The 23,449-nt window shown below is 57.5% G+C and carries 24 protein-coding genes; 6 read left to right on the forward strand and 18 right to left on the reverse strand.

From position 1 onward, the window contains the following. Positions 1–574: 574 nt before the first annotated feature. From ABJ076_RS00040 to bmt, 8 genes are all read right to left on the reverse strand, one after another. Positions 575–1,306: a proteasome-type protease gene (locus ABJ076_RS00040; RefSeq protein ID WP_348192442.1), complete on the reverse strand. Its 732-nt coding sequence runs from the start codon at positions 1,304–1,306 to the stop codon at positions 575–577. Positions 1,307–1,332: 26 nt separating this feature from the next. Beyond that, positions 1,333–2,133 carry a transglutaminase family protein gene (locus ABJ076_RS00045; protein WP_348192445.1) on the reverse strand — a complete coding sequence of 267 codons (801 nt, stop codon included), beginning with the start codon at positions 2,131–2,133 and terminating at the stop codon, positions 1,333–1,335. A 2-nt stretch (positions 2,134–2,135) separates the two neighbouring features. Next, positions 2,136–3,077 carry an alpha-E domain-containing protein gene (locus tag ABJ076_RS00050; RefSeq protein WP_348192448.1) on the reverse strand — a complete coding sequence of 314 codons (942 nt, stop codon included), beginning with the start codon at positions 3,075–3,077 and terminating at the stop codon, positions 2,136–2,138. Then, positions 3,077–4,504, reverse strand: a complete 1,428-nt coding sequence (locus ABJ076_RS00055) for a circularly permuted type 2 ATP-grasp protein (protein ID WP_348192451.1) — start codon at positions 4,502–4,504, stop codon at positions 3,077–3,079. The genes ABJ076_RS00050 and ABJ076_RS00055 overlap by 1 nt, the downstream gene beginning before the upstream one ends. A 142-nt stretch (positions 4,505–4,646) precedes the next feature. After that, positions 4,647–5,174, reverse strand: coding sequence for a hypothetical protein (locus ABJ076_RS00060; protein ID WP_348192454.1), 528 nt, complete (start codon positions 5,172–5,174; stop codon positions 4,647–4,649). A gap of 228 nt (positions 5,175–5,402) precedes the next feature. Next, positions 5,403–6,239 (reverse strand): ferredoxin--NADP reductase, encoded by an 837-nt coding sequence (locus ABJ076_RS00065; RefSeq protein WP_348192456.1) that lies wholly within the window; start codon positions 6,237–6,239, stop codon positions 5,403–5,405. Between the two features lie 202 nt (positions 6,240–6,441). Continuing rightward, positions 6,442–7,254 (reverse strand): phosphoadenylyl-sulfate reductase, encoded by an 813-nt coding sequence (locus ABJ076_RS00070; RefSeq protein ID WP_348192459.1) that lies wholly within the window; start codon positions 7,252–7,254, stop codon positions 6,442–6,444. Between the two features lie 348 nt (positions 7,255–7,602). Beyond that, on the reverse strand, positions 7,603–8,628 hold the full coding sequence (gene bmt, locus ABJ076_RS00075; protein ID WP_348192462.1) for a betaine--homocysteine S-methyltransferase: 1,026 nt from the start codon (positions 8,626–8,628) through the stop codon (positions 7,603–7,605). 144 nt (positions 8,629–8,772) lie between these two features. Here bmt and ABJ076_RS00080 point away from each other — a divergent pair, with 144 nt between their 5' ends. Beyond that, positions 8,773–9,477, forward strand: a complete 705-nt coding sequence (locus tag ABJ076_RS00080; RefSeq protein ID WP_348192463.1) for a TIGR00266 family protein — start codon at positions 8,773–8,775, stop codon at positions 9,475–9,477. 102 nt (positions 9,478–9,579) lie between these two features. Here ABJ076_RS00080 and rpsU read toward each other — a convergent pair whose 3' ends face one another. Then, entirely contained in the window at positions 9,580–9,783 is a 204-nt protein-coding gene (gene rpsU / locus ABJ076_RS00085) for a 30S ribosomal protein S21 (RefSeq protein ID WP_028467376.1), read from the reverse strand. A gap of 214 nt (positions 9,784–9,997) precedes the next feature. On the opposite strand from rpsU, the gene def reads away from it, so the two are divergent. Beyond that, complete coding sequence (def, locus tag ABJ076_RS00090) at positions 9,998–10,588, forward strand: peptide deformylase (RefSeq protein WP_348202636.1); 591 nt, start codon at positions 9,998–10,000, stop codon at positions 10,586–10,588. Next, entirely contained in the window at positions 10,585–11,274 is a 690-nt protein-coding gene (locus ABJ076_RS00095; RefSeq protein WP_348192469.1) for a COQ9 family protein, read from the forward strand. Before def ends, ABJ076_RS00095 begins: the two co-directional genes overlap by 4 nt. A 3-nt stretch (positions 11,275–11,277) precedes the next feature. Here ABJ076_RS00095 and ABJ076_RS00100 read toward each other — a convergent pair whose 3' ends face one another. Genes ABJ076_RS00100 through ABJ076_RS00110 form a run of 3 tightly spaced genes read right to left on the reverse strand, consistent with a single transcriptional unit; the run spans position 11,278 to position 13,884 of the window. Next, the gene (locus ABJ076_RS00100; protein WP_348192472.1) at positions 11,278–12,624 is read right to left on the reverse strand and encodes an amidase; all 1,347 of its coding nucleotides are present in this window, start codon (positions 12,622–12,624) and stop codon (positions 11,278–11,280) included. A 4-nt stretch (positions 12,625–12,628) separates the two neighbouring features. Further along, entirely contained in the window at positions 12,629–13,318 is a 690-nt protein-coding gene (locus ABJ076_RS00105) for a DUF2848 domain-containing protein (RefSeq protein ID WP_348192474.1), read from the reverse strand. A gap of 11 nt (positions 13,319–13,329) precedes the next feature. Next, the gene (locus ABJ076_RS00110; protein WP_348192477.1) at positions 13,330–13,884 is read right to left on the reverse strand and encodes a TIGR02444 family protein; all 555 of its coding nucleotides are present in this window, start codon (positions 13,882–13,884) and stop codon (positions 13,330–13,332) included. Between the two features lie 95 nt (positions 13,885–13,979). On the opposite strand from ABJ076_RS00110, the gene ABJ076_RS00115 reads away from it, so the two are divergent. Next, the gene (locus ABJ076_RS00115; RefSeq protein ID WP_348192480.1) at positions 13,980–14,183 is read left to right on the forward strand and encodes a DUF465 domain-containing protein; all 204 of its coding nucleotides are present in this window, start codon (positions 13,980–13,982) and stop codon (positions 14,181–14,183) included. A 12-nt stretch (positions 14,184–14,195) separates the two neighbouring features. On the opposite strand, the gene ABJ076_RS00120 is transcribed toward ABJ076_RS00115, so the two are convergent. Next, the gene (locus ABJ076_RS00120; RefSeq protein ID WP_348192483.1) at positions 14,196–15,425 is read right to left on the reverse strand and encodes an aminotransferase class III-fold pyridoxal phosphate-dependent enzyme; all 1,230 of its coding nucleotides are present in this window, start codon (positions 15,423–15,425) and stop codon (positions 14,196–14,198) included. Between the two features lie 172 nt (positions 15,426–15,597). On the opposite strand from ABJ076_RS00120, the gene purE reads away from it, so the two are divergent. Both purE and ABJ076_RS00130 read left to right on the forward strand, forming a co-directional pair. Next, positions 15,598–16,095 carry a 5-(carboxyamino)imidazole ribonucleotide mutase gene (gene purE / locus ABJ076_RS00125; RefSeq protein WP_348192486.1) on the forward strand — a complete coding sequence of 166 codons (498 nt, stop codon included), beginning with the start codon at positions 15,598–15,600 and terminating at the stop codon, positions 16,093–16,095. Next, the gene (locus tag ABJ076_RS00130) at positions 16,095–17,168 is read left to right on the forward strand and encodes a 5-(carboxyamino)imidazole ribonucleotide synthase (RefSeq protein WP_348192489.1); all 1,074 of its coding nucleotides are present in this window, start codon (positions 16,095–16,097) and stop codon (positions 17,166–17,168) included. Before purE ends, ABJ076_RS00130 begins: the two co-directional genes overlap by 1 nt. Here ABJ076_RS00130 and ABJ076_RS00135 read toward each other — a convergent pair. From ABJ076_RS00135 to ABJ076_RS00155, 5 genes are all read right to left on the reverse strand, one after another. Next, positions 17,155–19,128, reverse strand: a complete 1,974-nt coding sequence (locus ABJ076_RS00135) for a tetratricopeptide repeat protein (RefSeq protein ID WP_348192492.1) — start codon at positions 19,126–19,128, stop codon at positions 17,155–17,157. The genes ABJ076_RS00130 and ABJ076_RS00135 overlap by 14 nt on opposite strands. 16 nt (positions 19,129–19,144) lie before the next feature. Continuing rightward, positions 19,145–19,783 carry a pseudaminic acid biosynthesis-associated methylase gene (locus ABJ076_RS00140; RefSeq protein ID WP_348192495.1) on the reverse strand — a complete coding sequence of 213 codons (639 nt, stop codon included), beginning with the start codon at positions 19,781–19,783 and terminating at the stop codon, positions 19,145–19,147. Continuing rightward, complete coding sequence (locus tag ABJ076_RS00145; RefSeq protein WP_348192497.1) at positions 19,752–20,531, reverse strand: WbqC family protein; 780 nt, start codon at positions 20,529–20,531, stop codon at positions 19,752–19,754. Before ABJ076_RS00145 ends, ABJ076_RS00140 begins: the two co-directional genes overlap by 32 nt. 9 nt (positions 20,532–20,540) lie before the next feature. Then, entirely contained in the window at positions 20,541–21,383 is an 843-nt protein-coding gene (locus ABJ076_RS00150) for a class I SAM-dependent methyltransferase (RefSeq protein WP_348192498.1), read from the reverse strand. 194 nt (positions 21,384–21,577) lie between these two features. Beyond that, positions 21,578–23,371 (reverse strand): AMP-dependent synthetase/ligase, encoded by a 1,794-nt coding sequence (locus ABJ076_RS00155; RefSeq protein WP_348192501.1) that lies wholly within the window; start codon positions 23,369–23,371, stop codon positions 21,578–21,580. Positions 23,372–23,449 lie beyond the last annotated feature (78 nt).

Raw genomic sequence — 23,449 nt, forward strand, 5'->3', positions numbered from 1 at the left:
GTGCAGGAGATGACCGCCGCGATCTCGGCCAGCGGATCACCCGCTTCCGACAGCATGTGGAGCTGTATGTCAGGAGTTATGGAAGAAAGCAGGAGATCTGCATCTTCCACTTGCCTGTCGACAAAGAGAAGGCGTTCCGGGACAAGTTCTTGCACGGGGAAAAGTCCTGTATTCGAGTATATATCTTAGCTGACGCGACTATTTGAACAAGCCGCTGATTGATTATTTGGATAGAAGTTAATTTCTCTAATTTTCATTGTCAAAGAAACAATAATGACGAATTGTGACAATCAAAAAAGGCGAAAAAAATTGGCATTTTTCAAGGTATGAGTGGCGAATTATTTGTTTTTCAAGAGATTATACTGCGCCAAGTTATATCCGTTCCTGTGCGGTAGGGCTTCATTAGCCGGGCAGCACGCGGACTGGACATAGCTTATCGCTCATTCCCATCCACGAGTTGGATCAGAATGGTCCGGAGATGTTGCAGCAGGGAAGGGGTGTTGCGGTTCTGGCATCAGGCTGCGCGCCGCGCATAATGGCACTGAGGTCTTATCGTCTGATGAAGCCCACTTGCTCAGAAGCGAAAGTCCGGCAGGGCAGTGAAAGCATTCTTCAGTGCATCGCCCCAGCCCTGGGATACCGACAGGTAATAGGGGTCATCAGCAGTGATCCGGCGTTCATGACTGACCTCGAAACTGTCTTCCTCGTACGTCATCAAATCCAGCGGGAGTCCGACGGACAGATTGGCCTTTATGGTCGAGTCGAAGGAGACCAGCAGAAGCTTGACGGCTTGCTCATAGGTCATCGTCTGTTCAAACGCGCGCAGGATGATGGGGCGACCGTACTTGGTTTCGCCGATCTGGAAGAACGGGGTGTCTTCGGAAGCTTCCAGAAAATTGCCTTCCGGGTAGATCAGGAACAGACGGGTGCCGCCACCGCGGATCTGGCCGCCGAGAATGATTGTCGCATCGAAGGTTGAATCCGCCCGCTCTCCTGTCGGGGACGCGGTCCGGATGACATCGCGCAACAACTCGCCGACCTGTCGGGCGACGTCGAACATTGACGGGGCGTCGAGGATTGATGGGCTGCGGTCTTCCGGCGCCTTGGCGCGTTCGTCGAGCAGGCTGACAACTGTCTGCGTCGTCGCCAGATTGCCGGCGGTCATCATGGTGATCACCCGCTCACCGGGTTTCGACCAGGTGAACAGTTTCTTGAACCGGGAAATGTTGTCGACACCCGAGTTAGTGCGGGTGTCCGACATGAACACGAGACCCTTCTCCAGCCGAAGGCCGACACAGTAGGTCATTCTTTAAGTATGCTCCGAACGCGCGGTTACTGTTGTTCCACCTGCAGGCTGACGGAGAAGGATTCGGCGCTGTTGCCGAAACGCATCCCGGATACAGGTGCCGCTTCTTTATAATCCAAACCCGAGGCGACACGAACATATCGTTCATCCGGCGAGATGACGTTCGAGACATCGAAGCCGACCCAGCCGATATTGGCCAGGAAGACTTCCGCCCAGGCATGTTCTGCTTCTTGCTCTACCTGGTCCTCGATCTTCAGATACCCGCAGATATAGCGGGCCGGGAACCCGATCGCTCGAGCTGCGGCGATAAAAATATGTGTATGGTCCTGGCAAACACCATGGCCCGCCTTCAGGGCTTCTTCTGCGGTCGTCGTTACCTCGGTTCGGCCGGTTTCGTAGGCCACTCGTTCGCGAATCAGAGCTGAGAGTGCATGCATACGCGACAGATCGGAATCCTCTTCGCCGAGTGCCTTCAGCAGTTTTCTCAATTCTGGTCCGACAGCAGTGGCAGCCGTTTCGCGACGGTAGTACCAAAACGGCGCATGCTGCGTTTCGAATCCGAGCACGCCATGAGTCTCGTGCGTGTCAATCTCGCCTTCGCAGAGGATCGTCATTTCACTCTGTCCGGGCTCGATGCTGCTCAGGACAACGTGGTTCGCATGCTGGTCAGTAAAACTGAGTTCCTGATTGGCGCCTTCGAGGCTCACATTCCACGACACAATCGATTGCATAGGGGATGGACGCGGCGTCTTGCGAAGCTGCTGGAGTGCGAAATGGACAGGCGTATCATAGTGATAGCTCGTCCTGTGGGAGATCCTGAGACGCATGATTAGCTATAGAATCTATAATCTTGTTCGATCTGGCCGCTGAGTTGTCCAGTATCCTGGATGAAACCTTTTAAAAATTCGTGCAGCCCGGTCGCTAGGATAGAGTCAATGGGGCGTCTGTCCAGCTTGCTGAAGATCTCTGTGGCCTGCTCCGCGCAAATGCTGCGTTCTCCATAGCGTTCGGAGAGCTGATCAAGGTTGTCGACGATCTCTTCCATGCAATGCGCGATGGACCGTGGCATTGACCGGTCCAAGATCAAGAAATCAGCGATGCTGGTTGGGTTTATGTCTTCGCCGTTCAACCAGCGATAGGACCGGTTTGCCGAGACGGAGCGCAGAATCGTCTCCCACTGCACATTGTCCAGCGATGAGCCGACATGTGAAAGCGACGGCAGCAGGACATAGTATTTAACGTCCAGAATTCGAGCGGTGTTGTCCGCCCGTTCGATAAAGGTCCCGAGCCGGGCGAAATTGTAGATATCATTGCGCAGCATGGTGCCGACGAGTGTGCCGCGCACCAGAGTGCTCTGCTGTTTGATGGTGGCCAGAACGGACGGCAGATCCCGTTCGCGGATCGGCCGTTGCAGTACCTGGTCCAGCACCATCCAGCATTCGTTGGTTGCCTCCCAAACCTCCCGGGTCAAGGCGGTACGCACCAGCCTGGCGTTGGTCCGGGCCTGTTCGATGACGGTGCGGACACTCGATGTATTGTCCCGGTCTCGGAGCAGGAAATCGACAACGTTCGGAGCGTTGTATTCGCTGTGGCGGGCGATGAAGCCTTCCGTCACACCGGCCGTGGCGATCACGGATTGCCACTCGCTGCTTGCCGCGCTGGAGCGGGTGAGAGCGATGCGGAAACCGGCTTCCAGAAGGCGCGCGAGATTCTCGCTGCGCTCCAGGTAGCGGAACATCCAGAACAGGCCGCCTGCGGATTTGCCGAGCATCAGTCCTCCAGCACCCAGGTATCCTTGGTCCCGCCACCTTGGCTGGAATTCACCACAAGCGAGCCCTTCTTCAGGGCCACGCGGGTGAGCCCACCGGGCGTGATGTCGATCCGGTCGGGAGAGACCAGGACGAACGGACGGAGATCGACATGGCGCGGTGCCAGACCGGCCTTCGTCAGGATCGGGACTGTGGACAATGCCAGGGTTGGCTGGGCGATGTAGTTACTCGGCTTTGCGTTGAGCAATTTCCGGAACCGTGCGATCTCCCGTTTGCTGGCGGTCGGTCCGATAAGCATGCCGTAGCCGCCAGAGCCATGTACTTCCTTGACGACCAGTTCTTCGAGATTGTCGAGAACATAGGCGAGCGAGTCCGGCTCGCTGCAGCGCCATGTCTGGACATTCTTCAGAATAGGTGCCTCACCTGTATAGAATTCGACGATCTCTGGCATGTAGGAATAGACGGCCTTGTCGTCCGCTACGCCGGTGCCGGGCGCGTTCGCGATGGTAATGCCGCCGGATCTGTAGACATCCAGAATCCCTGGCACGCCCAGCATGGAATTGGGATTGAAATTCATCGGGTCGAGATATTCATCATCGACCCGGCGGTAGATCACGTCGATTGGCTCATAACCGCGTGTGGTTCGCATCGCGACGCGGCCGTCGATCACGCGGAGGTCGTGCCCTTCGACCAGTTCCGCGCCCATTTGGTCGGCGAGGAAGGAATGCTCGAAATACGCGGAATTGTGGATGCCCGGAGTGAGGACCGCTATTCTCGGCCGGCCATTACAGGCATTCGGTGCGGAGCGGGCGAGCGTACGCCTCAGGTTTTTCGGATAATCGCCGACATTCTGCACTGGTATGCGTGAGAACAGCTCCGGGAACATCTGCATCATGGTTTCCCGGTTCTCCAGCATGTAGGAGACGCCGGAAGGGGTGCGGGCATTGTCCTCAAGGACGAAAAACTCGTTATCCTCGGTGCGCACCAGGTCGATACCGACAATATGCGTGTAAACGCCGCCCGGCGGGTTGACGCCGATCATCTTGGGCTCGAAGGCGGCATTCTCAGCGATCAGCCGTTCCGGGACGCGCCCGGCTTTGATTATTTCCTGCTGGTGGTAGAGGTCGTAGAGGAAAGCGTTGATCGCCCGGACGCGCTGTTCAATGCCGCGTGCCAGTTTTGACCATTGCCACGCCGACAGGATGCGTGGAACGACGTCAAACGGGATCAGCCGTTCCGTGTTTTCCGTATCGCCATAGACGTTGAAGGTGATTCCGGTCCTGCGGAAAAAAGCCTCCGCCTCTACGGATTTTTTGAGCAACTGACCGGGGTCCTCTGAGTTGACCCAGTCATGATACTCACGGTACGGCTCGCGGACATTGCCCCCGTCACCGAACATTTCATCGTAATCGTTCTTGCTCTCTGACATTGTTCGAAATTAGAGCAATTTATCTGGGTATTTCGCAAGTGCGAAGATTTCCAGCGAGTGGCAAAGACGTTATCGATGTCGGTTTGGCCGACCTTTTCCTGTTTGGGAAACATAGTTTTCAGGAAAATGGCTGGGCTAGCTGTTAAGCTTCCGAGCCCAGATATTCTAGAAGTTCAGAGGCAACCACATCCATCAGCATCGTTCGTGTGATTTGCGATTTCAGGACATAACGATTGATCTCGTCGTTCTCTCTGGCTTCCCGCTCGGACAGCAAACCCGGCTGGCCGGTGCGCAGAATGATCCGGATATCGCCCTGACCTAGTGTTTCGCGGATGTAATGCGCCAGCTTGAGGCCTGCGTCCGGTGTCTCCATCACCACGTCAAGCAGGATGACCGAGATACCATCGCATTTGCTCAAAACGTCGATCGCTTCGGCGCCAGAATATGCGTGGTGAAAATGCAGATTTCGACCGTGTATGGTCTCTCCGCCAAGGGCAAATAGTGTTGACTGATGCACGTCGGGATCGTCGTCAACGATGAGAATGCGCCATGGCACCTGACTGTCTGTGTCGAATTCGGTCCCGTCTTCGATATCTGACGCTTCATCCATAAAGACCAGCGCATCGTCGTCTTCATCGACGTTGCTTGCGTATGGACTATACGATCCCATTCCTGTCCCGAATATTTCCCACCCTTTGATCATGCCCGCCACCTGAGTGCTTTTGCTTATACCTGTTTTGTAACGTGTGTCCGCTTTTTGAGCGGGCAAGTTTATTTTACAGGCCGGGTGTTAATCTGAGCTTAATGAGCGCGCGTTCAAGCGGTGGAATTTTAAGACTTCTGGAATGGGGCGCGGCAGGCATTCCGGCGCCATGTGACGCCGGAATGAGGTATGTCATCAGCCGACGAAGGCGCGTTCGACCACGAACTCGGCCGGTTTGTTGTTGGCACCTTCATTCAGGCCGGCTTTCTCGCAGAGCTCCTTGACGTCTTTCAGCATCGCCATGGAGCCGCAGATCATGCCGCGATCCATTTCCGGATTGAGCGGCGGTACGCCGAGATCCTCGTATAGCTTGCCGCTTTCCATCAGGTCTGTGATGCGGCCCATCTGGGGGCTCTCTTCGCGGGTCGTGGTCGAGTAGAGCGTGAGCTGGGCCTGGGCGAGTTCGCCAAAGACCTCGTCTGCTTTCAGAGAGGCGACCAGCTCTTTGCCATAATCCAGCTCGGCGACGTCCCGGCAGGTATGGGTCAGGATCAGTTGGTCGAATTTCTCATAGGTCTCAGGATCGCGGATCACGGAAGCGAAGGGGGCGATGCCGGTACCGGTTGAGAACATGTAGAGTCGTTTGCCCGGCGTCAGTGCGTCATTGACCAGCGTGCCGGTCGGCTTCTTGCGCATCAGCACGGTGTCACCCGGTTGGATCTTCTGCAAATGCTCTGTCAGCGGGCCGTCCGGCACCTTGATTGAGTAGAACTCGATGTTCTCGTCCCAGGACGGGCTTGCAATGGAATAGGCGCGGTAGACTGGTTTCTCCGCGTTCGGCAGCCCGATCATGACGAACTCGCCGGAGCGGAAGCGGAAGCTCTGCGGCCTGGTCATGCGGAACCGGAACAGGCGATCCGTATAGTGCTGCACCTCGGTCACCGTTTCGGCGAAGACGCCGTCCGGGATCGGAAAGCCGCCGGTGCCGCGCTCTTCGGCGCTGGCGGGAGCCGCCGCGTGACTGTCCATCATGTTCATTTACCTGCTCACCTGTTGCGAGGGCCGACTGATTGTCGGCACCGCCGGCATTAACCCGGCGACCTGAATTCTGTCGGCCCGTTGAAAGGACAGCGACAGCCGTTATCTAGCGTTGGCGGTCGTTGTTATCAATCTTTCCATGCAGGGGCGGACCCGCAGCCCGGCCCTGCATGGCTCTGAGATGGTTGAAAGAGGCTCAGGCTGCTGCCTGGCCTCGGCTGTTTCGGTGTTGCTGTGCGTCACGACTCAGCGAGCCGTCTGCATTGAGGTGAATGCCGCATTCCGTCTTGTCGGACTGCGCCCAGCGGCCTGATCTTACATCGCCCTCTGCCACGGCTGGGGCGGTGCACGGCACGCAGCCGATCGAGCTATAGCCGTGTGCTTGCAAAGGGTGGCGCGGTAGATCCCGCACGGTGAATTCCGCATCGATCCTGGATGCATCCCAGTCTGCGAGCGGGTTCAGGCGGATGCGCTCGCCGAATTGCTCGATCATCTCTATTTCCGAGCGCAGGCCGCCATGGGCGCGCTTACGCCCGGTGATGATCAGGCCGAATGGCTGGATGGCCTGACGCATTGGGAGCACTTTGCGGAGATTGCAGCAGGTATCTAGATCGGTCTGCCAGAGCGTGCCGTCTCGGTCTTGGCGCCTGATCAGCGCGGTCGAAGGGGTGGCGTTGCGGATATCAGTCAGTCCGAGCCGGGCAGTAAGCTGCTCCCGATAGCGCAGGGTTTCCTCGAAATGCTTTCCGGTGTCGATGAAGATCACAGGCAAGTGCTTGTTCACCGAGGCGACGATATCCAGAAGCACGGCAGACTCCGTGCCGAAGGAAGCGATTACCGCGCTGCGGCCGGGAAATTCATTTTCCGTCAGGGCGGCGAGCATGTCTTGCTCGCTCAGGCTGCCGTATTCAGCGATCAGCCTGCTGCAAAGAGCCGCCGTTTCGGCTTCGTTCTGATCCCTGGACCGGGAGACAGTGTTCTCGTGTATCCGTTCGATTGCTTGCGCCATGCTCGTTCTATCCTTCCAGCGTCGCTCGCAGACGTTCCTTAGCGATTGGGCATGTCCCATCAATTGGACAAGACGGCGCGTTGACGGAATCGGTCCGTCCTTTTCATCGCTCAGGTCATGCAAGACCGCGCAGGACGCGGCATGCCCGCCACTCGGTTCGGGCCCACGGGAATACACCCGTGGCGCTTTAGCAGTTGGTGACGCGGATGCAAGCTGCCCTGTCAAATCCCGCGGGAATGGTTATCCGTTCCGATCCTGAAGGTAGGGACGGTGAAAGGGAGGGTCAACGTGCTGAAAAGGCAGGAAAGTTAAATAAACCAAACCGTTCCCGGATCGGCTTTCGCCGGATTAATTTCGTCTGCGGCCCCGGCGCTGGCGAGAAGATTCTTTGCTCTCTCCATCGCCCAGAAGTTCGGCTGTGGCGCCCGTCAAGGTGCCACAGGCCTGCACGATGGCGGCCATGTCGGGCATATCGCCCTTTGTGTGGCTATCAAGCGCCTCTCGCATGGCGCGGACATGTTCCGGTGTCGTGCCGCAGCAACCACCAATGATCCGTGCTCCAAGATTGGCGGCCAGCCCTGCATAGGCTTGCATCAGTTCCGGCGTGCCATTGTAACGGACCTCACCGTCCTCGAAGACCGGAATACCGCAATTGGCCTTTGAGAGAAGAATATCATCCGCCGCGAGGCTGTCATGGGCACTGAGCAAACCGACCAGAAGATCTGAGGCGCCGGTGCCGCAATTGCCGCCGAAGGCGAGTGGCTTGGTCGGCCGGGCATGCACCATTTCGACGAGGCGTTGCGGCGTCATGCCCATCATGGTGCGGCCGTTTGTATCGAAGGATAGGGTACAGGCAGCTGGAATGCCGACCTCATCGGCAGCATCGAGTGCCGCTGTAAGCTCTTCTTCGGAGGAAATGGTCTCGATCCAGGCGACATCGGCGCCGCCATCCTTAAGGCCGCGCATCTGGGCGGCAAAGGCGTGTTTGCCGTCGTCGACGGTCAGCGGGCCAAGGGGTACATAAAGATCGCCGGTCGGCCCGACGCTGCCCGCATTGACGATTTCGCGTCCGCTCGCGGCGATCTCCGCCGCGAGCAGCTCGGCTGCTGCCTTGTTGATCTCGTAGACCTTGTCTTCCAGCTTGTGGAGTTTCAGCCGGTTTGCCGTGCCGCCGAAAGTGTTGGTCAGCACGATGTCGCTGCCCGCCTCGATGAAATCACGGTAATGCGCCCGGACCTTTTCCTGTTCTTCAAGGTTCCAGAGTTCCGGCGTGTCGCCATGTTGCAGACCGCGCGCGAACAGGTTCGTGCCGGTGGCGCCGTCGGCCAGCAACCAGGGGCGGTCGGCAAGCATTTCGGAGAGCAGATTGGTCATGGCAGAGGTCCCAAAGCTGGACTCGTGATTGATTGATAGGGCAGCATCATCGGCCTGAATACCGGATCGCAGTCACTTTGATTGCGCGCATGCCGACACTATGTGTCGTTGATTGCTGGTTTTACCGCACCGACAGGAGTTCTCATGGCCGCCGATGTAATCGACTACCGGATCGAGGGGGATCATGCACCACTTCTGACCGTAACCCTGGACCCCGGAGAGGCTGTGCAGGCCGAAGCTGGTGCCATGGTGATGATGGACCAGCACATCAAAATGACAACGGAGCTGTCCGGTGGCTTGCTGGGCGGATTGTTCCGCAAGTTCTCGGGCGAGAGCCTGTTTCTGACGTATTTTGTGAACGAAGGCGACGAGCGGCAGGACGTTTCTTTTGCCGGTTCAATGCCGGGCCAGATTCGGGCCATGGATCTCAGCCAGAATGAGGGTCTCTTCTATTGCCAGCGGGATGCTTATCTCTGCAGTGCCCGCGGCGTCGATGTTTCCATCGCGCTGACCCGTAAACTCGGTGCCGGTTTCTTCGGTGGCGAGGGGCTGATTTTGCAGAAGTTGGAGGGCGACGGCCTCGCCTTTCTCAATGCTGGCGGTACATTGGTGGAGCGTGAACTTGGCGCCGGGCAACGGATCACTGTCGATACCGGCTGCCTCGTCGGTTTTTCCGGAACGTGTGACTACGACATTGCCTTTCAGAAAGGCATAAGGAACCTGGTGTTCGGTGGCGAGGGAGTTTTCGTAACGCACGTTACAGGCCCCGGCCGTGTCATCGTGCAGACCCAGCCGATCGCCGAACTGGCAATGTCGCTGGCACGGCTGATGCCGAAAAAAGACGGCTGACTATATAAATTCCGCATACACAAAAACCGCCTCTCGGCATGCGAGGGCGGTTCCGTGTTTGGATCGGGTAGTCTACCGCCGGAGCGGCGAAGCCCTAAAGCTCTAGAAGCCTTCGCGCTCCATGCGCTTGCGCATCAGCTTGCGGTAGCGGCGGACGGCTTCAGCCTTCTCGCGCGCCCGCTTTTCGGACGGCTTCTCAAAGTTGCGGCGCAGCTTCATTTCCCGAAAGACACCTTCGCGCTGCATCTTCTTCTTAAGCGCGCGCAGTGCCTGATCAATATTGTTATCGCGGACCGTTACATGCACGAAACCCGACCTCCAAAACAATTGTGCGAATTCAGAACGCAAAATGCCTCGGGGAAATTCGCCCCCCTTGAGACAAGAACGCGGTGTGTATCACAAGAGATTGCCGCTTGCAAAGGCCGAGCGTGCATAAATCACGCGGCTTTTGCATGGCGGCTTTGCAATCTGTTCTCGGCGCCAGTCTGACGCACTCATATTATAGCCGAGAGTTTACCAAATGGGGAGAGAGTTCTATATCCTAGGTATGACAGCACATCAGATCGTACGCATGGGCGCGCCGGTGCTCGGGCGCCGGGCCGATGAAATTTTGGACCCGGCCTCAGAAGAGATTGCAGCCCTTGCCGCAGACATGGCCGACTCGATGGCGGCAGCCGGTGGCGTCGGCCTCGCGGCGCCGCAGATCGGTGTCCCGAAACGCATCATCGTCTTCAAAGTCCCCGGAGAGCGCGCAACGGCGGCGGCGAATGACGGGCCGCTGGAGTTGCAGATCCTGATCAACCCGGAGATCGAGCCGCTTTCCGGCGAGATGGAGCTTGGCTGGGAAGGCTGTCTGTCGATTCCGGGGTTGAAGGGCGAAGTGCCGCGCTACCGGAAGATTGCCTATCGGGGGGTCGACCTTCAGGGTGAGAAGGTGCTGCGTCAGGCGGAAGGCTTCCATGCCAGGGTAGTCCAGCATGAAGTCGATCATCTGGACGGCATTCTTTACCCCGAGCGGATGACGGATATGCGCCGCTTCGGCTATGGCGAGGAACTGTTGCAGGCGGCGGTCGATGCGTCGCCGGAAGACTTTCGTGGAGACGGAAAATGACCGAAGACACCGATTCCGTGCTGGAACAACGCGAGGCGGAGCGCGGCCGGGTGCTCGACTGTATCCTGCCACATGTCATGTTTGACGGCTGGAGCCGCAAGACGCTGCGTCACGGTGCTGAGGACGCAGGAATTTCGATCGCCGAGCTTGATCGCCTGTTCCCCGCCGGGGTGACGGACTGTATTGGCTATTTCCAGAATCGGGCCGACCGGGACATGATGCAGGTATTCCAGAGCCGGAACCCGTCTGCGATGAAAATCCGGGAGCGCATTGCCGCTGCCGTACGCATCCGCTTGGAACAGGCGGCTCCGCATAAAGAAGCAGTTCGCCGGACCCTTGCCTATCTCGCGATCCCCGGCCATGGCGGCCTCGGCACGCGCAGTCTTTACAAGACAGTGGATGCGATTTGGACGGCGGCAGGAGATACGTCTACCGACTATAATTTTTACACCAAACGCGGCTTGCTCGCGGCAGTCTACAGCTCGACTGTTCTGTTCTGGCTGAACGACACTTCGGAAGACTATGTGGAGACCTGGGCGTTCCTGGATCGCCGTATCCAGAATGTTATGCAGATCCCGAAATTGACCGGACGCCTAAAGGAAGCCGGTGCGAAGCTGAAGAACCCCTTCGAGGCGCTGAAAGCCTGCGCCCCGAAACGGCGTTCTCCCTTTGCAGGTGCCCGTTAGGCTTTAGCTTCCAAGAACTGCTTCGATACCTGCCGCGACGGACAGCGTTTTCGCGTCACCCATTGTCTCGCCCATTACCATCAGGCCGACCGGTGCCGTGCCCGCTTCGTGGCAGGGCAGGGAGACGGCGGAGCGGTCGAGGAAGTTTCCGAGGGACGGGTTGCGCAGCATCAGCTGATTGGTGGTGTGGTAGAGGTGCTCGTCTATTTCCAGGCTGGCGATGCTCGGTGCGATTTGCGGCACGGTCGGCATCAGCACGGCATCGTAATCCCGCGTGGCGGCATTGGCGACGGCCTGGATTTCCACCCGGCGGCGGCTCAGGATCACGTAATCCGCTGCTGCCATCTTGGCGCCGCCCTGAATGCGGGTAGCCACGCGCGGGTCATAGTCGCTTTCCTTGCGGGACAGCAGCTCGCGGTGGATGGCATATGCTTCGGTCGGGGCGAAGCCACCGGCCTTGTTCGAGGCCGGGATCTCCAGCAGCCATTCGAAGCTCTTCTCTTCCAGCAGCGCACCGGCGGCCGACAGCTTGTCCAGCGCGGCCTCAAAGGCCTTGGCGACATGCTCGTCCATGTCGTCCATCACCATGGTCCCAGGTACCACGAGGCGCATGCCCTTGACGGAAAGCGGTGCGACATCAGACGGCGCCTCACCGGCCATGATCGCATCCAGCAAGGCACAGCAATTGACGGAGCGAGCCAGCGGGCCGATCGAATCGAGCGCCCATGAGAGAGGGAAAGCACCATCAGTGGGCACGCGGCGCGCGGTTGGCTTGAAACCCGTCAGGCCGTTCAGCGCGGAGGGAATGCGGACCGATCCGCCGGTGTCCGTGCCGATGCCGGCGGCGGCCATGCCGTCGGTGACGGAGATCGCGGCGCCGGAGGAGGAACCGCCTGGAATGCGGCCGGTCTCACGATCGAAAGGGTTTTCCGGCGTGCCGTAATGCGGGTTGAGGCCGAGACCGGAGAAGGCGAACTCGGTCATGTTGGTGCGGCCGAGGATCACAGCACCGGCGGCCCGGAGACGGGCAACGACCGGTGCGTCCTCGCCGGCAGCGGGTTCATCTTTACGGGCAACGGACCCGGCCATGGTGACGCGGTCCCGGATATCGAACAGATCCTTCACCGAGATTGGAATGCCTGCGAGTGAGGAAGGCACGACGCCTGCGGCTCGAAGGGCATCGCTGGCCTTCGCTTCGGCACGGGCGGCATCGGTGAAGACACCCGTGTAGGTCTTGCCACCTTCACCCTTTGCATCTCCGATCCGGGCCAACGCTTCCTCGGTCAGCTTTTCCGAGCTTGTTTTTCCGGCGGCAAGATCGGCAGCAAGGTCTTTCAGGGGGGCGAACATGGACTCAACTCACAAGTGGCAGGGAATGGATATCGTAGGCGTGGGAGATCGTGACACCGCGAACGGGATCCTCGATCTCCATGGTAAAACGGCTGGCGGGACGGATCCCGCCGATGGCGGCGAAGGTGCCGAGCATCATGACAGAACCGGATGGCAGGGCGCCATTGGCATAGAGTTCCATCATTTCCTCCGGGCGGCGCATGGCCGCGAGTGCGCCGTCCTGATAGGGGACCTCGGTGCCGTCGATGGTCGCACGCGCTCTCAGGCGAAGATCGTCCCAGTGATCCAGCAGGTCGTCGAGCGGCCAGGCTTCCCGGGCGAGAACTTTCGGGCACATCTGTTTCGAGCCGGCGACCGAATAGGCCTCGGCGGCCCGATCCGTGTGATCAGAGCCGACAGTGACCCAGATTCCCTCGTCGGAGGAGACCAATACGGCCTCGACTTCACCGGATGTATCCGGCCCCACGACCTGGATAGCGTCGTCCTGCATCAGGATGTTGACGGCATTGCGATAGAACAGCGGGGTCTCGCTAGGCGGTGTGACGCCGATAGCTTTCAACTCTTCGATGTGATGCTGTAGCGCATCCGTGTCGCGGCCGGTCCAGCCGCCGACGATCAGGTTGGACACAGCGACAGCAAGCATGCCACCGTCGGGTTTCTCAAATCGAAGCGTAACCGTGGCGCCGTCGCGCATGAGTGGTTCCCCTATATCGTCGAATCGGTAGTCGATAACGCAAGAGAAGAAACGATATCCGCTTCCGTCTCGCCGGGAAAGACAGCGGCGAACAGTTTTACAAGAGTTTCACGCAGCGGCGGCTCAAGCGGCCGACCAAGCGCCGTCAGATAGTTCATTGAATTATTTATGGTCGTTTGAAGAAGCGACTCATCCGAATTGGAAGGCAAGGAGCCAAAGCGTTCGTAAAGCCTGCTTTGCTGGATTTTTTCTGCATCGAGTTCGAGGGTGACAAGCTGCTTGCGGAAACGAGACGTGTCTTCGTCTGTGGTTTCGGACTTGAGGTGACGTCGGACCGCACGCAAAGGTGCTATCACCGGGGTTGCCCATTTGTCGGCAAGAGCAACCGCCTGGTTGGCTTGGACCCGGTCAAGAACGGCGCTGCGAGAGCCTAACCAGCAGCAAAGCAGAATGAGGTTCACGTCCAGTCCGAAGCGGTCCTGCAGAGCCAGGCATCTGGCGGCTACGTCTTCCCGGCCATAGGTCGTGAGGGAATAGATCCAGAATGGGGTGTCAGGCACGCTCATACGTCTTGTCTAGCATGCAAAAGCGCCCTACCAAACTATTGTGCTTTGCGATATGACAGACTGTCTCCTCATACAAATAGCAACGGATTGCCTTGTTGGAACAGGATCGCGAAGAACTGTCCCGTCGGCTCGAAGAGCTGAAGATAGAACACCGGGACCTTGACGATGTGATCGCGCGTCTGGCGGACGATGGCCCGTTCAATCAGCTCCAGATCCAGCGCCTCAAAAAACGCAAGCTGCTTCTTAAGGATCAGATGATCAGGCTTGAGAGCGAGCTGCTGCCTGACATCATCGCCTGAACCTGACTGCTCTCAGCTTTCCGCTTCACGAGCGGCCTGCCGAAGGATTTCGATCACCATGGCGAGTTCGTTCTCTGAAATGGTGAGTGGTGGCGACAGGGTTAGAAGCCGCGCGTCGGCTGCGCCGGTATTGAGGCCGAGCCTGTAGCAGGCGCCTTTCAGGGCTTTAAGTTGACTGGGGTTTGAGCAGGCGACTGCCATGGAGAGCCCGCAGCCGGTTGCCGCCTCATATGCCGGAACTTCTTCTGTCATTCTTTCCAGTGCAGCTAATGCGTCGAGACCTTTGTCGGCGGATGCAGCCACCAGATTTTCCGCATCGAGTATCTGCAGTGTCTCAATCCCGGCGCGGGCCAGGACCGGGTTTTTCTGGTGCGTATAATGTCCAATTCCGAGATGCCCAGCGACATCAAGCTCTGCCCTGGCAATTACCGCTGAGAGCGGGAGAACGCCGCCACCGAGGGATTTGCCGAGGACTGTCATATCCGGTGCGGCGCCGGTATGTTCACTGGCGAACATCCGTCCCGTCTTGCCGAGGCCTGTTGGTATCTCATCGAAAATCAGCAGGGTTCCAGCTTTGTCACAAAGAGCGCGAACGCCCGGCCAGAACCAGTCCGGCGCGGTCTGTCCGGTGGATCTCACAGGTTCTGCGATGAGCGCGGCGATCTCATTGCCTTCAAGGATGTTTTTCAGTGCGTCGAATGATCTTCGGGCGCAGCTTTCCGGATCTTCGCCCTGGCGCCGTTGCCAGTAGGATGGAGCGTGATGGCATCCTTCCAGCACCGGCAGACCAACCCTCTCATCACGCGTGCCGCCGACCGAGAGCGCGCCTAGTGCGGCGCCATGCCAGCTTCCGTCAAAAGAAGCCGTGCCGGTCCGACCCGTTGCTATATAGGCGAGCTTGAGGGCCATCTCGATGGCGTCCGCACCGGATACACCGAGTAACACCTTTGCCGGTCCATACGGCCAGCGGTCAGCTAGCATCTCTGCCAACTCTACAGGAGGCTCAGAGGTAAACAGCCGAGGGGTGAAGCAGAGTGTGTCGAGCTGTTGTTTAAGGGCGGAGATCAGCCTTGGGTGCTGGTAGCCGATATTGTGGCAAGAGTTGCCGTGGAGATCGAGGAACCGGTGACCTGTTTCGTCCGTTGCCCAGGCGCCTTCGCAAGAGAGGAAAACATGGTCGACGGGGGAGGAGCCTGCCTGGTGCAGAAAGGCCGATGCATCGCGTGTTTTCAGTGCTGTCATTGTGGCTGACGTCCCGAGATATTAGGTGCTGGGACTGAAGCACGAAGCCCGCGCAGGCGGAAGTCATCAGTCCATGCTTGTAACTGCAAGCGCCGCTCCTATAATGCCGCGCTTCTTTGGCCTGCCCGGCCTTATCCGGGAATGGGGTCGTGACGGAAGCAGGAATGCGTATATGGCCAAGGCCGCTACACCCCTTGTCGGTATCATCATGGGCAGCCAGTCTGACTGGGAAACCATGAAAGAAGCCGCTCTCATTCTCGGAGCACTCGACATCCCTCACGAAACCCGGATTGTGTCTGCGCACCGGACGCCAGCCCGGATGGCGGACTATGCTGCGACGGCGCGGGAACGGGGCCTCAAGGTGATTATTGCCGGGGCCGGCGGTGCTGCGCACTTGCCGGGCATGGTGGCCGCGCAGACGACGCTCCCGGTTCTTGGCGTCCCGGTCGAGAGCAAGGCACTTAAGGGAATGGACAGTCTTCTCTCTATCGCCCAGATGCCCGGCGGTATTCCGGTCGGAACTCTTGCCATTGGCAAGGCCGGTGCGAAGAATGCGGGCTTGCTCTCTGCTGCGATCCTGTCGAATGAAGATGAGGCTTTACACACCCGGCTTGATGCTTGGCGCAAGGCGCAGACTGATTCCGTCGGTGATGTTCCGGTGGATGCCTGATGTCTGACGTTTTGGCTCCCGGATCCGTCATCGGGATTATTGGCGGGGGGCAGCTTGGCCGCATGATGGCACTAGCGGCGGCTCCGCTTGGTTATCGATGTCATATTTATACACCGGAAGAAAACAGCCCAGCCGCACAAGTATCGGAGAAGACCACGGTCGCTTCTTATGAAGACGAGAATGCGCTGGCGGAATTCGCCGCCGCCGTCGATGTCATCACCTATGAGTTCGAGAATATCCCCGTCGACACCGTGCAGCGCCTCTCGAAACTGGCGCCGGTACGGCCAAGGCCAAGTGTGCTGGCGGTCTCACAGCACCGCGTCGCCGAAAAGGATTTTGCGCGCGATTCAGGTGCGGGAACTGCACCTTACCGGCATGTCACCAATCTTGATCAATTACGCGACGCTGTGTCGGAGATTGGCCGTCCAGCTGTTTTGAAGACGTGTCGCTTCGGTTATGATGGAAAAGGGCAGGTGAAGATCACGGCGGAGACAGATCTTGCAGCGGCTTGGGCTTCGCTGAAGACAGACGACGCGGTGCTTGAAGGTTTCGTCTCCTTCGAGAAGGAAGTTTCTGTCATTGTTGCGCGCGGCGTCGACGGCACGACGTTGGCTTTCCCTGTAGCTGAAAACCATCATGTCGATCACATCCTGAGTACAAGCACTGTACCGGCGAACATTCCCGAGGCGACGGAAAAGGCTGCCCGGGCCACGGCCGTTGCCTTGGCGGAGCGACTGGAGTTGGTAGGGCTTCTGGCTGTTGAGATGTTCGTTACGGAAGAGGGCGATGTTCTCGTTAACGAAGTCGCGCCGCGTCCGCACAATTCCGGACATTGGACGCAGGACGGTTGCGCGACATGCCAGTTCGAACAGCTCGTGCGCGCGGTGACCGGACTCCCGCTGGGGCAGGTGAATGTGTTGTTTCCAACCGTGATGAAGAACCTGATTGGTGACGAGGCCGGTCATTGGCTGGATATCGCCGCCGAGCCGCACGCGAAGTTGCATCTCTATGGCAAGTCGGAAGCCCGTCCGGGCCGCAAGATGGGGCACGTGAACAGGATTAGGCTTTCCTAATCGGAAGAGAACCGTGCTTTAGGAAGTAGCGGATTGCCTCTCCCATCCGCTGTGCTCGGTCGGGGACAATGGTTGGAGCGGAACGCGGCTTCACTGGGTAAAGGTTCGGGAACAGGATGTCCCTGCCGTCACCGACAAATAAATATGACTTCTGCAGCCCGATAACGGGGATTCCAACAGAGCAAGCCAAGGCAAGAGCGGCGGTGCCCGGTGATACGGCCAAATCAAGGCAAGACATCAGTGCAGCGACGCGGTCCAGTTCCTTTGTCTGGTTTAGGTCTGGAAAGTCATGAACCGTGATGCCGGTTTTTTCTTTTAGATCGCTGATTTCGTCCGTTGGGTCGCCATATTGCAGATTTATCAGTGTGAAACGATTAGTCGGTATTTCCGCGATCAATTCATCAAGAGATAGATAAGCTATCTTTCGATGGTCTGTTACCAGAGTTCCGCTGCGCCAGCACAAACCGAGATACGGTGCTGGGCCACATTCCTTCAGACGTTTCCGCCATTCCGATCGCATCTGCTCGTCGGTTTTGAGATATCCGTTTTGAGGCTCTGATTTACGTCGCCCATGGCGGTAGAGAGCAGGCAGGTCTCCGGAAATCAGGCTATGGGTGAACCGGTGCGCACTCTGTACATTTTCATAGTCGTGTGTCGTCTCGCCGTTTGGTCCGGGCCGCAACTGTTTCTCGATTAAATTCAAACTGGGAAAGCTGCGCATCAGAAGGGGGAATAGCCGGATGTCAGTCTCGACGGTAACGTGCTCGACCTCTTCCAGCAGATCAGGCAGGCAACTGAGATGTATGATATCGTCGCCGATCCCCTGTTCGGATGCCACCAGGACATGGCTCGGTTTGCCTCTAGTTGGAGTCCAGTGCTTCGGCAAGTGGAAGCGTTTCGCGGCGTTGGCCATGCTCAGCCGATTTGGCCAGTATTTCCATCCTGTCTCGATGTCGCCGATACTGAACGCCGAAAGGCTCAGGTTAAAGCCGATATCACCGAAGCTCGGCGATACGGTTAGGCCATAGCGGGAGATGCGAATAGAGCGTTCGAACTGTCCGAGGTGATAGGTGGCCGTTGCCAGTGAATTGTAGGCGCCGATGAGTTCCGGAGCTAAAACCGCACTACGTTGAGCCGACTTGGCTACGGCCTCATACTGCAGCTCGCTATAATACTCGGCTGCAAGCTGTTCCCAGACTTTGGAAGACGAAGGCTTTACGATTGTCGCAAGTCGTTTTGGGAATAAACCTGTCAAGCGGGCAGAATCCGGGACGTCGTCGCTACGAAAATGTGCATAGATTTCATGTCGACCTGGATCAAGCAGCATTCCCTGTTTAGCGGCTTTGTTCGCAGCGGCGATGTTTTCCAGGGTGATAAAAGTTCGCTGCAAATGAAAATAAGGCTCCGCAGTGTCTGGAGCCATGTTGCGAGCCTGACCGAAAGCCTCTGCGGCCATCTCGTATTTGTTACTCGCGTGCAACGCGGTGCCGAAGCGTAACCATGCATCCGCATTGCCTGGCATGAGGCGGACCGCTTCCTCCGCTTTCGCTAATGCCTTGTCGGGGTGCCCTGTTTCCAGTGCAACAATAGCGGAATTTAGGAAAGCAGAACCCGATGCAGGATTGATAAAGCAAGCGCGCCCATATGCTTTTTCTGCGATGGCCGGGTCGCCCGCGCTACGCATGGCACTGCCGAAATGGTCATAGTAGGAGGCTGATTCTGGCCGCTGGAGAATGGCCTGCCGGATCAGTCGGGCACCTTTGTGTGCGGCTCCTTGCTGAAACTCAAGAGTGCCCAGCAGATGCAATACATCCGGGTTCGGCCCAACGGACGCGCGTAGTTTCTCGTAGATCGGTCGCGCAGTATCCAGGTGTCCGGATTCATGCTGTGCGATCGCTTCGGTGAACAGTTGCTGAAGATTTTCGGTTTCCTGCTTCACCGTGGCTGCCGCCGGTGTCATCGATAATGGCGCCCTATTATTCTTCGCGCTTGAAAACCCACCAGTTTGAATCCCCAAAACCGGTCAGTTTATCCCAGAAAAAGCCGGCTTCGACGGGGCGCCAGCCTGGATTTCGTTCCATGAAGAGCTCGCCATAGTCAGCTTTCCAGAGCATCTCGTTCTGGCCGCGATATTCAACTTCTTGAAGGTGCTTGGAATAATACTCTGTCATCAGCACGTATTTGTTCGCGACACGTCCTAGTTCCGTAAGGGCCTTGTCCAGGGAGTCCGGTTCTACATGGATCAGGACGCCCGATGTGAACGCCATGTCGAAATGCCGGTCTGGAAACGGAATCGACTGCAGCCATCCTTCAACGATGTTTTCTTTGGCGGTTACGCCTGCTGCAATTGCTTTAGCGCGAGCTTTTGCATTCGGTTCGATTGCGTGGAGTTCAGCGGAGGTGATGTTCGACAAGGCACGTAGGGCAATACCTACATTGCAGCCGCATTCCAGAATGGTCGCGGGCGGATCGGCAGCTATGCACTCCCACATTTTTCCGTATGCGCGGGTGTAGTCGCGCACGCGTTCGGCCGTTGCAGAATTGCGCTCGGCATAGATATCGCCGAACCTGCCCTGCCATGTATCAAGCTGCGCCGTAATTGTTTTCTTTTCCACCGGACTCACTCCTGGAAACATCGAAGAATTCAAGGGCATGTATTGGATCACGATGGCCTGAGCGAAGAATCGCTCCGGCCTGTTCTCCAGCATTTAGTAGAAGGTCTACGATTGACATAAAGCTCAGAAAGCTGGAACCGCACTGTCGATAGATCGGGTGATCGTAGCGCTGGAATACTAGGTCTATGCCCGCTTCCTCAAAGCGCTTCATGCCGTCCAGGCCAATATAATCTGCGGAGCCTGGAACGCTGACATAGGTGTCTGCACCGAAGAAACGGCAGATTTCGATCAAGCGCATAACCCGCCCATCGAATTTAGGCAGAGAATTAGCACGGACTGTTTTCGTTGTAATTTTTAAACGCTCCATCGCAAAATGGATGAAGTTTATATTCACGTCTGCCAGGCTTGCGCCGTCGGAAATGCCAGAAAAATGTTCTGCTAAGGCTGGAAACTCGACCTCAAATGCTCGCGCGGCCGAATATTCCTGGCGCAAGGTCCTTGAGAATTTCCGCATGCGATGTTCTGGTTGAACAATCGCTGTGTCGAGGCTGGTTCCTTTACTCAAGCGAGCGAAAACAGGCAAAGAGATCCATTTGCTACCATCACTGGTCTTGATCCGGTTGCGGCAGTGCCAAGACCGCTTGGTGAATTGAACGGTATCAAGAAAAACGAACTGATCGACTTGATCGATCAGATCGAAATATCCCATCCAGGGGAGCCATGTCGGTTGCATGATTGCAACACGCATCTTCGTCTCCTAGGCGCGCCTGCCTGCGATAAACATCGTCCGCCCAAACCCTGACGCTCCGAAGGCTTGATAAAGGCGCCTGCGGACTTCGGTCGGGACTGATCGCTCGAACGCAACGCGCCTGTTGTGACAATCGGCGCCGAGAGAAGGGTTGGAAATATAGTCAAAGCCGAGCAAAAGCCACAGCTCCATCGGGAACTCGCCATGCCGATGGAATGGTGTGACCTCGACGTCGCGCATCATTGCCTCAACGGCATTGAAGGTGAGGTAATTGATATGCCCTGGCGGTGATACCCACCACTCTTCCAGGTCGAGCGAATTGACCGCCGCCATTTGCAACGGGTTGAAGTCATTTCCACTGCGGACCATCAGAAGTCCGCCAGGTTTCAGTATGTGGGACGCTACCTTCAGGTTGTGTAACGGATCGTGTGTAAATTCGAGAACATTGTTGAAGATTACCGCATCGAGACTTTCGGGCTTCAGCGCCCCGCTATCGAACAGGCCGTCAATAGTTCCCTCGAGAGCGTCCAATCCTTTGGATTTAACTGCTTTCACTGCATCGCCCGCCAGATCGATGCCCAGCGGTTCGAGCCCTGCCTGCTTCATATGGTCCACGAGTTCGCCAAGCCCGCATCCGACTTCCGCAACCTGTTTTCCGGGAGCGGACTCGAGAAGGATATCTATGATGTCTTTATGTACGGTCTCCTGGAGCCAACGCTCCTGGTTCGCCGCCTCGTCGCCACCACGGCTGGATCGTCCAATGTCGGGGGCGACCTTACCCTCGTTTACGAGGTTGTAGTACTGCTCAGAATAAAAGAGATCGAGATCTTCCCGCGTCGGAATCGGGTCCAAAACTCTGTGGCCGTATTTTGATGCCGGTTTTGTACTGTACTTTTTCAATCTTCTGAGCCTTTCATTTCCAAACCGTTTGGGCAGGAGTTGATTGCCTGTTCTAGGCTTGAGCCATTGCTATTTTACGCAAACTTAGGATTGCGATACCAGATTTGTTTTGAACCGGTTGACTCAAGAACTGGTGGCCTGGTCGTTCAATTCCGTGCGTAGAGCCCGTCCAGCCGTTCCCAGTATGTCTCGCGAATCTTGTGTCGCCTAACCTTCAGGGTTGGGGTCATCATCGCATTTTCCGTCGTGAACGGTTCGGAAGCGATAACGAAACGGCGGACTTTCTCTATCTGAGACATACGGGCGTTGGCACGCTCCAGAGCGCCGCCCAAAGCCTTGCCGAAGGCTTCGTTTTCCGACAGATCGGCCAGATTTGCCTCCACACCTGAAGACTTGGCCCATTCTTCAATGAAGCTCTGTTCGGGAACCAGGACAGCGACGAGATAGGGACGCTTGTCGCCATAGGTCATCGCCTGACTGATTTCCGGTTCGATCGTCAACTCACTCTCAACTTTGGCAGGCGCAATATTGTCCCCGCCGGAATTGACGATGATGTCCTTCTTCCTGTCGGTGATGACGATATACCCGTCCTCGTCGATCTTCCCGATGTCTCCGGTATGGAGCCAGCCGTCGACGATGGTCTGTGCGGTGGTCTCGGGATCCAACCAGTAGCCTTTCATAAGGAGTTCCCCGCGGATGAGGATTTCTCCGTCCGCCGCGATTTTCACTTCGACACCTTTCAAGGGCGGGCCGACGGAATGGATCTTAATCAGGCCGTTTCTATTGCAGCTTACGACCGGGGAGGCCTCTGTCTGGCCATAGCCTTGGAGGACTGTCACGCCGAGCGAAAGGAAGAAGATGCCAATATCGGGGTTGAGCGCTGCACCCCCGGAGACAAAGGCTTTCAGCCGTCCTCCAAACCGTCCCGAGACTTTTCGGCGAACCAGCGTGTCCAGCAGAGCGTTTTCCGCCCGCTCCAGTAGTGTCAGGCTACGCGGATTTTTATAAGACTTCCGGCCGAGGGCAACAGCGCGCCGAAACAGTTTTGCGCTCAGACCTCCCTTGGCTTCGACCCCGCGGCTGATGCGATCGTGCAGCACCTCGTAAAGTCGCGGGACAGCCGTCATAATCGTTGGCCGGGCTTCTGACAGATTCTGTGCAACCTTTTCCGGCCCCTCTGCATAGTAAATCTGGGCGCCGATAGAGATTGGAAAATGCAGCCCGCAAAGGTGCTCGTAAGAGTGCGACAGCGGCAACAGGGACAGAAAAACCTCATTATCGAGACCGCAGTCGCGCAGCAGATCGTGGGCACCTTCGCAGTTCGCCAGCAGAGACCCGTGGGTCAGCATAACACCCTTCGGGCGCCCGCCGGTCCCTGACGTGTAAATGAAACAGCACACTTCGTCCCGTTTCAGGGATGCTGCCCATTCGACGGGGTCGCCAGCCTCCTTCACGCCCATTTCTGCGATCGCGTCCCAGCCCAACACCCGAACGCCGGCCTGAGTCTCTGCACCTGGAGCATCTATAGAAATGACTGTCTCGCAGGCGTCTGCACTCCGCGCCGCAGGCAGGAGTTTGCGCGCCAGATTCTCTGTTGAGACGATGGCTGCACTGGCGCCGCTATGGTCAAGGATGTAGAGGATATCGTCGGTCGTACTTGTTGTGTAGGCGGGGACTGCGACGCCGCCGATGGTAATAATAGCGAGCTCGGCAATCACCCATTCGGGCCTGTTTTCCGAGAGGAGAAGGACCCTGTCTCCTTTCGCGATCCCGAGTGCCCTGAGACCCTTGGCAATGCGCTGCACTTCCGCGGCAACCGCTGCATAGCTCTGGCTTCGGTAAGTGCCGGAGTGTTTTGCCCAGAGAAACGGCCGGTCTGAATACGTCTCGGACTGATCGAAGAACAGCGTTGCGAGATTTCGTACTGCCTTGTAGTCCATTATTGGTGTTTCCTCCCGTGGTCGCTCGTTTCCTGGCGGCTCTGGACAAGTCTAGCAGACGAACGATCTGTTGAGTGT

The sequence above is a fragment of the Nisaea sp. genome, assembly GCF_039990255.1.
In the GTDB taxonomy this organism is placed as follows: domain Bacteria; phylum Pseudomonadota; class Alphaproteobacteria; order Thalassobaculales; family Thalassobaculaceae; genus Nisaea.